Annotated in this window: 13 protein-coding genes; 3 read left to right on the plus strand and 10 right to left on the minus strand. The window is 59.8% G+C overall.

Annotation, left to right across the window (positions count from 1 at the left end):
• Positions 1–8: 8 nt before the first annotated feature.
• From HBH25_RS01810 to HBH25_RS01835, 6 genes are all read right to left on the minus strand, one after another.
• Positions 9–1,031, minus strand: coding sequence for an ABC transporter permease (locus HBH25_RS01810; protein ID WP_168081429.1), 1,023 nt, complete (start codon positions 1,029–1,031; stop codon positions 9–11).
• Positions 1,028–2,086: a microcin C ABC transporter permease YejB gene (locus HBH25_RS01815; protein WP_168080916.1), complete on the minus strand. Its 1,059-nt coding sequence runs from the start codon at positions 2,084–2,086 to the stop codon at positions 1,028–1,030. The genes HBH25_RS01810 and HBH25_RS01815 overlap by 4 nt, the downstream gene beginning before the upstream one ends.
• Positions 2,083–3,921, minus strand: a complete 1,839-nt coding sequence (locus HBH25_RS01820; protein ID WP_168080918.1) for an extracellular solute-binding protein — start codon at positions 3,919–3,921, stop codon at positions 2,083–2,085. Before HBH25_RS01820 ends, HBH25_RS01815 begins: the two co-directional genes overlap by 4 nt.
• Positions 3,922–4,030: 109 nt before the next feature.
• Positions 4,031–4,312 (minus strand): peptidylprolyl isomerase, encoded by a 282-nt coding sequence (locus tag HBH25_RS01825; RefSeq protein WP_003417019.1) that lies wholly within the window; start codon positions 4,310–4,312, stop codon positions 4,031–4,033.
• Positions 4,313–4,381: 69 nt separating this feature from the next.
• Positions 4,382–5,461: a 3-deoxy-7-phosphoheptulonate synthase gene (locus tag HBH25_RS01830; RefSeq protein ID WP_168080920.1), complete on the minus strand. Its 1,080-nt coding sequence runs from the start codon at positions 5,459–5,461 to the stop codon at positions 4,382–4,384.
• A 26-nt stretch (positions 5,462–5,487) separates the two neighbouring features.
• Positions 5,488–5,652: a hypothetical protein gene (locus HBH25_RS01835; protein ID WP_168080922.1), complete on the minus strand. Its 165-nt coding sequence runs from the start codon at positions 5,650–5,652 to the stop codon at positions 5,488–5,490.
• A gap of 343 nt (positions 5,653–5,995) precedes the next feature.
• On the opposite strand from HBH25_RS01835, the gene HBH25_RS01840 reads away from it, so the two are divergent.
• Together HBH25_RS01840 and HBH25_RS01845 are read left to right on the plus strand one after the other, a co-directional pair.
• The gene (locus tag HBH25_RS01840; RefSeq protein ID WP_168081431.1) at positions 5,996–6,439 is read left to right on the plus strand and encodes a GNAT family N-acetyltransferase; all 444 of its coding nucleotides are present in this window, start codon (positions 5,996–5,998) and stop codon (positions 6,437–6,439) included.
• Between the two features lie 212 nt (positions 6,440–6,651).
• Positions 6,652–8,739: a putative bifunctional diguanylate cyclase/phosphodiesterase gene (locus HBH25_RS01845; protein ID WP_168080924.1), complete on the plus strand. Its 2,088-nt coding sequence runs from the start codon at positions 6,652–6,654 to the stop codon at positions 8,737–8,739.
• Between the two features lie 57 nt (positions 8,740–8,796).
• Here HBH25_RS01845 and HBH25_RS01850 read toward each other — a convergent pair whose 3' ends face one another.
• Positions 8,797–10,182, minus strand: a complete 1,386-nt coding sequence (locus HBH25_RS01850) for an MFS transporter (protein WP_168080926.1) — start codon at positions 10,180–10,182, stop codon at positions 8,797–8,799.
• A gap of 241 nt (positions 10,183–10,423) precedes the next feature.
• Here HBH25_RS01850 and HBH25_RS01855 point away from each other — a divergent pair, with 241 nt between their 5' ends.
• Positions 10,424–10,921, plus strand: coding sequence for an MgtC/SapB family protein (locus tag HBH25_RS01855; RefSeq protein WP_168080928.1), 498 nt, complete (start codon positions 10,424–10,426; stop codon positions 10,919–10,921).
• 5 nt (positions 10,922–10,926) lie between these two features.
• Here the strand turns inward: HBH25_RS01855 and HBH25_RS01860 are convergent, their stop codons facing one another.
• From HBH25_RS01860 to HBH25_RS01870, 3 genes are all read right to left on the minus strand, one after another.
• Positions 10,927–11,721 carry a class I SAM-dependent methyltransferase gene (locus HBH25_RS01860; protein ID WP_168080930.1) on the minus strand — a complete coding sequence of 265 codons (795 nt, stop codon included), beginning with the start codon at positions 11,719–11,721 and terminating at the stop codon, positions 10,927–10,929.
• Positions 11,722–11,839: 118 nt separating this feature from the next.
• Complete coding sequence (locus HBH25_RS01865; RefSeq protein WP_168080932.1) at positions 11,840–12,760, minus strand: AraC family transcriptional regulator; 921 nt, start codon at positions 12,758–12,760, stop codon at positions 11,840–11,842.
• Between the two features lie 98 nt (positions 12,761–12,858).
• On the minus strand, positions 12,859–13,752 hold the full coding sequence (locus tag HBH25_RS01870; RefSeq protein WP_168080934.1) for a MurR/RpiR family transcriptional regulator: 894 nt from the start codon (positions 13,750–13,752) through the stop codon (positions 12,859–12,861).
• Positions 13,753–13,763: the final 11 nt, after the last annotated feature.

Raw genomic sequence — 13,763 nt, forward strand, 5'->3', positions numbered from 1 at the left:
GTTCCGGTTCAGGCACGGGGGTCGAAAGCGTCGCGCAACGCTTCGCCAATAAACACCAGCAGGCAGAGAATGAGCGCCAGGGAAAAGAAAGCTGTGAGCCCTAGCCAAGGCGCTTGCAGGTTCTCCTTGCCCTGGGCGATCAGCTCACCTAGGGAGGCACTGCCTGCAGGCATGCCGAAGCCCAGAAAGTCCAAGGCACTGAGCGTGGTGATGGCGCCGGTGAGAATAAAAGGCAGGTAGCTGAGGGTAGCGTTCATGGCGTTGGGCAGGATATGCCGCACGATGACCTTGCGCGTTGACAGCCCCAGCGCACGGGCGGCTTTTACGTACTCTAGGCTACGCCCCCGCAGGAATTCGGCACGTACCACATCCACCAGAGCCAGCCATGAAAACAGGGTCATGATCCCCAGCAGCCACCAGAAGCCTGGCTCTACGAAGCCCGACAGGATGATCAGCAGGTACAGCACCGGCAGCCCGGACCACACCTCCTGCAAACGCTGGCCGAACAAGTCTACCCACCCACCGTAGTAACCTTGCAAGGCCCCAGCAGCCACCCCGATCAGCGCGCTGAGCACGGTCAACGCCACGGCAAACAGGATCGAGATTCGCGCACCGTACAGCACCCGAGCCAGTACATCCCTGGCTTGATCGTCGGTACCCAGCCAATTCATCGTTGTAGGCGGGCTAGGGGCCGGCGTGGTGAGGTCGTAGTTGGGCGTGTCGGGGCCGAACGCAATGGGTGGAAAAAGCATCCAGCCGCCCCGGTCCGCCACAAGTTGGCGAACGTACTGGCTGCGATAGTCGGGTTGGAAGGGCAGCACACCGCCCAGCTGCTGCTCGGTGTAACGCTTGAACACGGGGAAGTAGTAATGACCGCCCGCCTTGAGTATCAGCGGCTTGTCATTGGCCACGCCTTCAGCCCCCAGGCATAGCGCGAACAAGGCCATGAACAACCACAAGGACCACCAGCCCCGGCGGTTATCGCGCAAGCGTTTCAGGCGCCGCTGCGCCAACGAGGACAGGCGCATCAGGTGTTCCTCGAAAAATCGATACGGGGGTCGACCAGGGTGTAGCACAGGTCCCCGACCAGCTTGATCAGCAGGCCGAACAGCGTGAACAGAAACAGCGAGCCGAACACGACCGGGTAGTCACGTGACACGGCGGCGTCATAACTCATGCGGCCCAGGCCATCGAGCGAGAAAATGACTTCCACCAGCAGCGAGCCGGCAAAAAATACGCTGATAAACGCCTGGGGCAGGCCGGCTACCACCAGCAGCATGGCATTGCGCAGCACATGGCCGTACAGCACCCGTCGCTCACTAACGCCTTTGGCGCGCGCAGTGACCACATACTGGCGGGTGACCTCGTTCAAAAAGGCGTTTTTGGTCAGGATGGTCAGGCTGGCGAAACCTCCGATCACCAGGGACAGCACGGGTAGCACCAGGTGCCAGAAGTAGTCGGCCACTTTCCCCAGCGGGGACAACGCATCGAAGTTGTCCGACACCAGGCCGCGTACGGGAAACCAGTTCAAGCCCGTGCCCCCGCAAAACACGACGATCAGCAGCATGGCGAACAGGAAGGAGGGCATGGCGTATCCGACGACGACCGCCGTGCTGCTCCAGACGTCAAAAGGGCTGCCATGGCGAACCGCCTTCCGGATACCCAAGGGGATAGACACCAGGTAGGTAATGAGCGTGGCCCAGAACCCCAGCGACAGGGTGACTGGCATTTTTTCCAGTATCAGGTCAGTGACTTTGGCGCCGCGAAAGAAGCTGTTGCCAAAGTCGAACACGGCATAGTGCTGGAGCATCAGCCACAGCCGTTCGGGGGCAGGCTTGTCAAACCCGTACTGGCGCTCGATGGCCTGGATCATTTTCGGGTCCAGGCCCCGGCTGGCGCGGGAACTGCCTTGTGCACTGTCGCCCCCACCGCCCCCTGTGCCTGTGGCGCCTACCCCTTGCAACCTGGCCATGGCCTGCTCCACTGGCCCACCGGGCGCCGCCTGCACGATCACGAAATTCACCAGCAGAATGACAACCAAGGTAGGAATAATCAGCAACAGGCGCCGCAAGATATAGACGGTCATGGGCGCACCTTCTGCGCCATCTGCTCAGTGGTCAACGCCGTGGGGCTGACCTCCCACCAGGTTTCCGGCGCCTCATCGTAGGCCGCTTGAACCTTGGGAATGCCGAACCGGTTCCACCACACCGTGGAGGTTCCCGGCGGGTAGTAATTGGGAATCCAGTAGTCGTTCCACTGCAGTACACGGTCCAGAGCGTGGGCATAGGTGACCATGTCGTCGAACGTGGTGGCTTTGACGACGCCTTCGATCAGCCGGTCCACGGCGGGGTCGCGCAGCACCATGTAGTTGCCCGAGCCGGTATCGGTCGCAGCAGCCGAACCGAAATAGTTGACCAGCTCAAGCCCTGGCGATGCCGATACCGGGTAACCGGCGATAATCATGTCGTAGTCCCGGGCCATCAGCCGGTTCAGGTACTGGGACGGGTCGATGCGGCGGATCTGCAAATCGATGCCGATCTGTGCCAGCGTACGCTTGTAAGGCAGCAGCAGGCGCTCAAGGCTGCTTTGGGTATTGAGGAAGGTGAACTGCAGAGGCTCACCCTTGGCATTGACCAGCCGATCACCCTCCGGGTGCCACCCTGCGTCGGCCAGCAGCTGCAACGCTTGCAATTGCTTGTCCCTGGTAATGCCAGTGCCATCCGTTTTCGGGGCTTGGAGCGCTGCCCCAAACACTTCATCCGGCACCTGGCCGCGCAGGGGTTCGAGCACGTGCAGCTCTGCTGGGGTAGGCGGCTGGGTCGCAGCCAGTGGGCTGTTTGAAAAGAAGCTTTGCTGGCGGATGTACATACTGCGCATGAGCTGCCGATTGCTCCACTCAAAGTCCCAGAGCAGGGCTAATGCCCGGCGCACACGCCTGTCCTGAAACAGTGGGCGGGCCAGGTTAAATACGTAACCTTGGGCTGGCTGCAGGCCTTTTGGGGCCAGGTGCGCCCGTTGGAGGCGCCCGTCCTCCAAGGCAGGGCTGGCGTAGCCGATGGTGTACGCGGTGGCGGAGAACTCGCGGTTGTAGTCGAACCCACCGCCCCGCAGTACCTGGCGGGCCACTTCGATGTCGCCGAAATACTCCACGCTGAAGGTGTCGAAATTGTAGAGGCCGCGGTTAACGGGTAGGTCATTGCCCCACCAGCTCGGGTTACGCTCAAACGTGATACTGCGGCCGTTATCCACCTTGCCTACCCGGTAAGGCCCACTGCCAAGAGGCGGCTCGAAGCCGCCGCCACTGGCAAAATCCCGGCTTTTCCACCAGTGCTCGGGAAACACCGGCAAGGCCGCGACTTCCAATGGCAGGGTACGACTGTCGCGGTTCTTGAAATCAAAACGCACTTGGCGTTCGCCCTCTACCACCACCTGAGCCACGTCTGCAAACTGCGCGCGGTAGCGCAGGCTGCCCTGGGTCATGAGCAGGTTGAAACTGTAGCGCACGTCTTCAGCAGTGATGGGCGTATCGTCCGCAAAACGGGCACGGGGGTCGAGGTAGAAGCGAAGGCTCAGGCCGTCGTCGCTCAATTCCATGGCCTTGGCCACCAGCCCGTAGACCGTGTAGGGCTCATCAAGGGACCGTGTGGCCAGGGGTGAGTACACCAGGCCATCGACTTGAGAAACCCCAATGCCTGTGTCGATATAAGGCATCAGGTGGTCGAACTGGCCAATATCCGTGGCGGAACGGCGAAAGCTGCCCCCCTTGGGGGCCAGGGGGTTTACGTAGTCGAAGTGTTGAAACCCGGCAGGGTACTTGGGCGGTTCCCCATAGACGGTCAGGGCCGGCTGGGGAATGGCGAAGGCATGGGCCGAGGCCAGCAAGGCCAATGCCCCGCCTAACAGGTGGAAAACCGTTCGCATTGGCTGCCTTGAGCGGGTCTGCAAAAATGTCCGGCTGCCATCATGCACGTCCACGCCTGGAAAAAAAACGGCTCGCGCCAGGCGAACCGTTTTTTAAGGCGGCGAAGGGTCAGTCCTGGCGGCTGGTCACTTCCAGCAGGTGGTAGCCGAACTGGGTTTTCACCGGGCCTTGCACGGTGTTCACCGGTGCGCTGAAGACCACAGTATCGAATTCCTTGACCATCTGGCCTGGGCCAAAGGAGCCAAGGTCGCCACCTTGACGGCTGGACGGGCAGCTGGAATTGGCCTTGGCAATTTCGGCGAAGTCTGCGCCGCCCTCGATCTGGGCTTTAAGTTCGTTGCACTTGTCTTCGCTGGATACCAGGATGTGGCGTGCGGTGGCTTTGGCCATGGTACAGGTTCCTCCGTAAATGAACGCAACAGCCTACCCTGAGCCAGCCTTGCAGGCTAGCCCATGACGTCAGGCTCGCCTGCAGGCCGCTCGCAGCGCAGCCTCGGTGGCTTCCCAGCCCAGGCAGCCGTCGGTGACCGATACCCCATAGCGCAAGTCGCCCTCCAGGCGTTGAGCCCCTTCGAACAGATGGCTCTCAAGCATCACCCCTACCACGTCCCGGTTCCCGGCCCGCCGTTGACGCAGCACGTCCGCCAGCACCTTCGGCTGCAGCGCAGGGTTCTTGCCACTGTTGGCATGGCTGCAGTCTACGATTAGCCGAGGATTGACACCGGCGTTGAGCAATCGCAGGCGTGCGTGTGCCAGGTGCTGTTCGCTGTAGTTGGGGCCGCCATGGCCGCCACGCAGCACCAGGTGACAATCCCGGTTCCCTTCGCTGCGCAGGATGGCCGGATGGCCGTGCAAGTCCAGGCCGAAGTGACGGTGCGGGTGCGCCGCGCTGCGAATGGCATCGCACGCCACGGCCAAGCCGCCATCAGTGCCGTTCTTGAACCCTACGGGCAAAGACAGGCCACTGACCATCTCGCGGTGCACCTGGGATTCAGTAGTGCGCGCACCTACCGCCCCCCAGGTCAGCAGGTCCTCGAAATAGGCGGTGGCCATGGGCTGCAACAGCTCGCCGGCCAAGGGTAGGCCCAGTTCGGCCAAGCCCACCATCAGCTCCCGTGACAGAGTAAGGCCCAGCAGCATGTCATCACTGCCATCCAGGCGCGGGTCGTATAGCAGGCCTTTCCAGCCTACCGTAGTACGCGGCTTCTCGATGTAGGCCCGCATTACGATCAGCAGCTCATCCTGCAGGGCGTTGGCCAGGGTGGCCAACCGCGCACCGTATTCAAGGGCGCTTTCAGGATCATGGAGGGAGCAGGGGCCAGCAATCACCAGCAGGCGGGCGTCGTGGCCGTCGAGAATGTCCCGCACTTGCTGGCGCTGATGCTTGATACGTGCCTGCAGCGAGGGGCTTGGGGGCAAAGCCTGCCGAAGTTCGAAAGCCGTCGGCAACCGCTGGCCGATGCCTTGGCAGGGTTCAACGGTAGGCAAGGGGGTGAGGCGGGACGTGGTGAGGTTCGAAGGGGTGACCTGGGTATTCATGTGCAATCCTTATCGCCCGCTGCGTGTCAGGCACGCAAGCGGGGTGTCGAGGGTGTTCGTAAGCGCCGGCTGGAGCGGGCAAGGGTTTCGCCACCTTGGGTGGACCGGTCGGAGGCGGCGGGCTGTACCGAACGGGGTTCGCTAAATCGCCAGGTGTAAGAGGAAACGCTGCGGTAGAGGGCGTAGTACATGGTGTGAACTCCAGACGTTACGGTTGAAAGTGCAAAGCCGAAAAAGCAAAACCCCCGATCGGAAGGCCGACCGGGGGTTTCGAAAAACGTTGCCAGGCGACCCGAGAGTGGGGCGCCTGTATCAGGGGATCAGGCGCGCATAGGGCTAAACCAATAGCCAAAATACGCAGCGTCATAGCCACGTGCGGCACACACGGCTACGCCGGCCAACGAGGCAGGGCGAAGGGTCGTGTGCAAGGCGTGTGGCATGTTAGTGTCTCCTGAGGTGGTCTGGAGCTTACGTGAGCCTTGGCACGGCTGCAATGCCCACTGTGCCCGTACTGATGTTGCTGTGGAGCACACCATGGACCTGGAGTTTCTACCGGCAGGCGACGCTGAGCTTGCATTTGCGCGAAGCCTGGCGCGTTGCACCATGATGCCGTACTACACCCGCCATGGGTTGCTGTGGCGAGACATTGATTTCGACACTGGCTGGGCATGGCGGGAAAACTACCTGCTGCGCCGGGCCGCCTTGCCGGTAGGTTTCGTGAGCTTGAGCGCAGACCCGCGCGCCTTGTACATACGCGAATTGCACCTGGTGGAACAAGCGCGGGGGCAGGGCGTTGGTGAAGCTGTGCTAGCCCACGCAACAGAGCTAGCGGCGGCGCGCCATTTGCCACGGCTGAGGCTGATGGTGTTCAAAGACAACCCGGCGCAGCGGCTTTACGCCCGGATGGGGTTGCAGGTGGTGGGTGAAGAAGGTTGCTTCTGGCGGATGGAGCGATTATTCAGGCAACCCCCTGGATGATCACAGCCGGCGCGCAGCCATATAAACATGTACAGCCAGGCTTATCATGTACAATTCTTAACGTTTATGCAGCTATTCGGCACCTGGCTAGTGGCTTTATGATACTAGCACGCGTTGTGCTTCACGGCTTAGGTGTGCCTTCCATACGTTAGTCTCTGTTCCCTTCATGAGGGACTGCGAGGTTTTCCAATCGAGATTGTCTGGTAGACCCTATGCTCATTGGAACCTATTCTGCTCCTTTGGTCGCCGTGTCATGCCTGGTCGCGATACTGGCTGCGTATACGGCACTCGACCTGGCAGGGCGCATCGCCAGTGCCCGTGGCCGGTCTGCACACCTATGGATGGCAGGCGGTTCCCTGGCCATGGGCACAGGCATCTGGTCGATGCATTTTATCGGCATGCTGGCCTTTGAGTTGCCGATCGAATTGGGCTATAACCTGGCGCTTACGCTCTTGTCGTTACTCATTGCCGTTGGCAGCGCAGGCTTCGCGTTGTGGCTGACGAGCCGCGCTACATTGCCCTGGCCGCAGCTGGCCGTCGGCGCTGCGGTGCTGGGCGCAGGTATGGCCGGTATGCATTACATGGGCATGGCGGCCATGCGGCTGTCCCCCAGCATCACCTATGATGCGGTTCTGTTTGCAGCTTCCTTGTTGATAGCCGTAGGCGCATCTGCGGTGGGGTTGATCATCGCTTACCGGCTACGCCGTCATGTGCCCTACGTGCGTGTGGCCCGTGCCGGGGCAGCGGTAGTGCTGGGCCTGGCCATCGTGGGGATGCATTACACCGGCATGGCTGCGGCGCGTTTTCCGATGGGCAGCGTATGCGGTGCCCTTGAGAGGCTGAACCTCAACGGCGACGGCCTGGTTTACCTGGTGATCGTGACCACGTTTTCCGTGCTGGCCATCGCCTTGCTGACGTCCGTACTGGACGCGCGCCTTGAGGCGCGCACTGCCGACCTTGCCCAGTCATTGACGGCAGCCAACAGGCAACTCACCCGCCTGGCCTTGCATGACAACCTGACGGGCCTGCCAAATCGGATTCTGCTGAGCGACCGTATCGCACAAGCCATGCAACAGGCCCACCAGCATTCCACGTGCTTCGCATTGATGTTTATCGACCTGGACGGGTTCAAGCCTATCAACGATGCGTTTGGTCATTACATGGGGGACCAGCTGTTGCTGGCGGTCACCAGGCGGTTGTGCGCTGGCCTGTCTGCGCAGGCTACCTTGGCACGTATGGGGGCAGACGAATTCGTGCTGCTGGTTCCGCTACGTCGCGCAGGGGATGCAGTGGCGGCAGCGGCGGCGCAGGTGCTGTTGCTGGCCGAGCCCTTCTGGGTGAGTGAACACAGCTTGCGGGTATCGGCCAGCATAGGCGTGGTGCTGTACCCCGGGGGCGGGGCCGACCCGCATCAATTGCTGGTCAACGCCGACGCGGCCATGTATCACGCCAAACACAATGGCAAGAACATGTACTGCTTTTTCGATGCGTCCATGAAGAGCAACGCACGTCGCCAGCTTGACTTGATCCAGGACTTGCGCACGGCCTCGGCGCGAGGTGAATTTCGCCTGTTTTATCAACCCAAGTTCGATGCCATAAGTGGTCATGCCGTGGGCGCCGAAGCTTTGCTGCGCTGGCAGCACCCGCAGCTAGGTTTGCTGGGGCCAGATACCTTTATCGACCTAGCCGAAAAGACCGGGCTGATCGTCTCCATCGGCGAATGGGTGCTAGGCGAAGCTTGTCGGCAGATGGCCGAGTGGTATCGATTGGGCTATACGCAATGGCGTATGGCGGTCAACCTGTCGGCCGTGCAATTTGGGTATGGTGGGCTGGTAGACAGCGTGGCGCACGCGCTGGCCAACAGTAGCCTTTGCGCGCGCAACCTCACCCTGGAAATCACGGAAACCACGGCTATGCAGAACGTAGAAGCCAGCATGGCCATCCTGCAACAGTTGGCTGATAGGGAGGTAGATATTGCGATCGACGATTTCGGCACCGGCTATTCGAGCCTGATGTACCTCAAGCGGCTTCCTGCCAGCGAGCTGAAAATCGATCGAGGGTTTGTGCGCGACCTTCACCAGGGCAGTGAGGACGCGGCGATCGTGTCTGCCATTGTAGCGGTTGGGCAGGCACTGGGCTTGCGCATCGTGGCCGAAGGGGTAGAAACGGAGGCGCAGCGAGCGTTTCTGACCCGCTTGGGATGTGATTCGCTTCAAGGCCACCTGCTGGGGCGACCCCTTCCAGCAGACGCGTTCATTGCCCATGTTCGGTCCGTAGCCCCCCGCGCTGCGCATGTGTGAGCCGTACAAGGAAACGCCGGGTAGTTCCCGGCGTTTCAACGCGTTGCACGTTAAGTGTCAGACCGGCGGGGCGGCCTGGGCGCGCATGGCGTCGTAGTCGCGTTTTTCAAGCGGTACGGCATTGCGCTTTCCCAGTTCTTCCATAGGAATGCGGTAGGTTTCCCGCGCTGTGTAGGCTGCCAGTGCTGCAACAGCCGTGACAGCAAAGGCAATGCTGCCCACGGTCAAAGGAATATTGTCTGACCCAGGAGGCGCCACGGCTGCGAACAAGGCAGGAAGCAGCGCCGTGATCATCGTGCCTACGTTCTGGGAAATGGCCATCGCAGAGACCCGATAGCGTGTCTGGAACAGCTCAGGATAAAAGCTTGGGAACACAGCGTTATAACCTTGATACACCACGCCCCACATCAGCAGCGACATGCCGAACGCCAGCGGTACGCTGTGAATACTGATGGCATACAGGTAACCAAAGGACAGCAACCCTGCGCTTAACGCGCCACCGATGATCATCGGGCGACGGCCTACTTTGTCTGACCAGTTGCCTACAAAAGGGATCACCAGCACGGCAACCAAGTTGCCCACCACAGGAATCCACAAGTAAACGCTCTTGGAAAAGCCAATGCCGTAGGCCGGCTGAACGGCGTAGGCCGCGCCAAATACAGTCGCTACCACGGGGATAACGTTCATCAAGGCCATGCACATCACCAGGCCCATGTTCTGCCAGTTTTTCTGGAAGGCTTCTGCTACAGGTGACTTGGTCACCGTACCTTTAGCTTCAGCTTGGGTGAACGCAGGGGTCTCGTGTACTTCCCGGCGAATGATCACGCCAGCGATCAGTACAACAGCCGACAGCAGGAAAGGGATGCGCCAGCCCCAACTGTTGAACGCGTCATCCGGCATGAAGTACGCCAAGGGCAGGAAGATAGCTGCAGCGAAGATCTGCCCGGCCTGTACACCTTGCAACGTGTAGCTGGCGTAGTAGCCGCGTCGACCAAAGGGCGCATGTTCCATGATCATGGAGCTGGCTCCGGAGATCTCGCCAGCCACAGCGAAACCTTGTACCAGGCGCAAAATCACCAGCAACGTGGGTGCCAGGAACCCCACTTGGTTGTACGTGGGCAATAGCCCTACTGCCATAGTGGCGAAGCCCATCAGGAACATGCACATCAACAGCACGTTCTTGCGCCCACGGGTGTCACCCAAATGGCCCAGTACCAGCGCACCGATGGGCCGGGCCACATAACCTACGCCATACGTCGCCAGCGACGCGACAATGGCAATCTTTGGGTCACTGGAGGGAAAGAAGATCTGCGGGAAGATCAGGGCTGCCGCCTGGGCATAGATGAAGAAATCGTAGTATTCCAGTGCAGAACCGACCCAGCCGCTGGCGGTCGCTTTCCTGGTCTGATGTGAACCTTGGGAATGAGTGTCATGGCTGGCCATGGTTGTCTCCGTTGTTTTTATTATCACGCGGGCCGTCGTTACAATGCCGGGGGCAAAACTAACTGGGTGGTACAGGAATATCAGCCGCCCTATCAGGCGTCAATATTGCCTTGGCGGTAGCCTATGAATAAGTGCGATAACCGAACGGTAGGTTACTCAAGATAGCGGCGCAAATGTGCACCTGATCGGGCACTTGCCCTCGCCGGTAGAGTCGAACCGCATCATTGTAACGGGTGCTCGCATGAACGGGTGGAATGAAGTGGTAACGGCCTTGCAGGAAGAATTCGCTGACATTGCCGATGTGGAGCAGTTGACCAAGGTCACGGCTCGGTTGCTGGTCGCAGCCTTGCTAGGCGGTATCCTGGGGTTTCAGCGGGAACAGAAAGGGAAGGCGGCTGGCGTGCGGACCCACATGCTGGTGTCTATCGGCGCTGCGCTGTTCGTGATGGTCCCGCAAATGGCGGGTTCAGAGGCCGATGCTTTAAGCCGGGTTGTGCAAGGCATTGTCGCAGGTATCGGTTTTCTAGGCGCCGGGACGATTCTGAAGGGTAGCCAGCTCAACACCCACGATGTAAAGGGGCTTACCACGGCTGCTGGCCTTTGGATGACGGCAGCTATTGGTACAGCTGCAGGGCTTGGCCGAGAGGCCACGGCAGTGCTTAGCACGGTATTGGCGTGGGGCGTGCTGTCACTGGGGCCTCTTATTGCGCAGCGCGTGGAGGAAAAAACAGAACATTAAGTCGGTTAGGGCAGGATTTTCACCGTCCTTACCGCATGCGTTTCATAGGGCACGCTGACTTCCGCTTTGCCGGCCAGCTCGGGATGGTGTGCGATCAGTTCGCGCACCTCGGCGATGATCTTGGCTTTTTCGTCCTCTGGGCGGGCCGCAATGAAGCTGATGGATTTTATCCGACGTACGATAACGTCCTCAGGGCTTCCAGTGTGCAGGTGCTGCCAGGTGGCTTCCCTGAGGGGTGCATAGCCTCGCTTGATACCGTCCAGCAACGGCTCGCGCCAACGGTTATCGTAGTAGCGAGGCTGCTCACCGGCATAACGATTGACGATGTTGGCCAGCTCGCCGACCCACCCCACACGGGTGTCGCGCACGTTCCAGAACAGCCCTAGGTGCCCACCCGGTTTAAGCACACGATGGATTTCTGCCATGGCCTTCTCGCTGGCGAACAAATGAAAGGACTGGGCACAGATCACGGCATTCATGCTGCCGGAGGCGAGCGGCAGGTCTTCTGCAACACCATCCAGTACAGGCACTGAGGGTACATTGCGTTCGAAACGGGCCCGCATGCTGGCTTCTGGTTCCACAGCAGTCACATCGGCCCGGAGTTCAGCCAGCAGGCGTGTGAATTTGCCCGTCCCTGAGCCAAGGTCAAGGACCTTGGTCTGGTTCTTGATCTGCATTTCATCGGCCAGCCACTTCTTGATAGCTGGCGGGTAGCCAGGCCGGCCTTGATCATAGGTATCGGACACCAAGCCAAAGCCTGGAAATCTGGGCAAATGAAGCAATTGGGCAACATTCTTCATGGTAGTCCCTCAAGCAACGGGCTCAGGCGAGATAAGCATTCTGGTAGCAACGCTGCAATGCCTATGATTAGCGTAGCTCACCCCTGAATACGCGTTGGGGGATTCTGGCCGCTTATCATCAACCTAGCGCGGACACTTGAAGGTTTTGCTCAGTGAGCCTCTGTACGGCCAGGCGCCTGTAATCGCTAGGCGTCATGCCCTTGAGCTGCTGGAAGCGACGATTGAAGTTGGAAATATTATTGAAGCCGGATTCGAAACAGACGTCGGTGACAGGGGTATGGCCATCGGCAAGCAGCTCGCAGGATTTGCTGATCCGTAACCGGTTCACAAACTCTACAAAGCTTCGCCCGGTGGATTGCTTGAACACGCGAGAGAAATAAGTCGGCTTCATGTTCAGGTGGTCCGCAACTTCCTCCAGGCACAGCTCTCGGCCGTAGTGCGCAAAAATATAGTCCACCGCGCGATTGGTACGCTCCATATTACTGTCATCGGCAAGCGCTGCCGCACTCGTCGCGGACAGCAGGGCGTAGTCATGGGTATTGGCGAGGGCTTCCATCAGCACCAGAAAATACCCCAGGCGGCTTACCCCGGTAGTTTGGGCGATCAATGCCATCAACCGGTCCGCTTCATGTATCAGGGCCTTGTCCTTGAATTCGATGCCGTAGCGGGCTCTGTCCAGCAGCGGGGCGAGGGTTTTCAGCTCGGCAAACACAGCATGGGCGGACTCGAACAATACATCGGTGAAGTTCACCAGCATGTCCCGCTGGGGAAAGTGCTGGCATTCCTCCACTTGGCTGATCCAGTTGTGAGGAAGGTTGGGCCCTGTAAGAAACAGGCTCCCAGGCGTGAAGTTGCCTATGTAATCCCCAATGAATACTTTCCCTGAGCTGGCGGTGATCAGGTGCAGTTCGTATTCCTTGTGAAAGTGCCACCTCACCAGTGGGCAAGGAAACCCATGCTGGCGATAGATAATGGATAACCCTTCATGGTCATCCATCAGCTCGTATGAAGGGTCTGTGCTGCGGGCGGCTCTGGTCATGACGCGGCCTGCTCATTGTTATGGTGCACCATAGTCGCCAATCGCAAGCAGGATTGGCAACATGTTCTAAACCTGCCTTATAAGAGGTGTCGCAAGCCTTAGCCTTTGCTGCCCTTGAAGCGAAGGCTATTGATAGCCTCTTGTGCCTGTCGCATGGCTTGGCTTGCCTTGCCCTCGCAGCGGTGACGGATGCTGGATGCCAGCGCTTCGATGATACTGAGCGCGCTAGCCGTGCTTTCACCTAGTACAGGGTGATTGCCTGGGGCATATAAGGTAAAGCTAGCGTGCCGCGCCAAAGGCGACGCGGGTGAGTCCGTAATCGCCAGCACTTGAGCTTTTCGGCTGAGGGCATACCGCGCCAAGGCAGTGACCTCTTCACTGTAGGGTGGCAAGGCAATTGCCAGCAGTACATCCGAGGGGCCGATACCTGCCAGCCGACAGGCCGCTGCTTCGCTGCCGCCGTCGGTACTGAGGGACAATATCTGATGGCACACGGGTAGGAAGGCCGTAGCCGCCAGCCCTGCCAGGTGGTGGCAAGGTCCGAACCCGAGCGTGTACAGGCGGTTTGCCTTGACCAAGGCGTCTGCCACGCTGCTGAAGGTCGCTTCGGCATTAGCGGCCAAGGTGGCGTCCATGTTGCCTTTCGATACCCTTACTTGAAGGTCCAGGGCAAACGCGCCCCCAGGGCGCTGATGGAGTTCCTGTCGAACCTTGTCAGCGGGGGATATCAATGCCAGCAGGTTTTCAACCAGCGCCGCCCGCAGGCCAGTAAAGCCCGCGAGGTCAATGGCATGGGCCAGCCGGTTTACGGCTGCAGTAGAGGCGCCGGTTGCCAAGGCGATTTCGTCGATGTTCATGGTCGCAGAGCGCATAGGGTTGCGAAGGATGAAATCAGCCACCTTGCGTAGGGCAGGCTTGAGCGTAGGCGTAACGGTCACGAGCCTTCTCATGACCGGCGTATCGTAGACCAGGCTGCCGGTGATATTTAACATGATCCTACCCT

Origin of the sequence: Pseudomonas quercus, from assembly GCF_012033695.1 — a bacterium.
In the GTDB taxonomy this organism is placed as follows: Bacteria; Pseudomonadota; Gammaproteobacteria; order Pseudomonadales; family Pseudomonadaceae; genus Aquipseudomonas; species Aquipseudomonas quercus.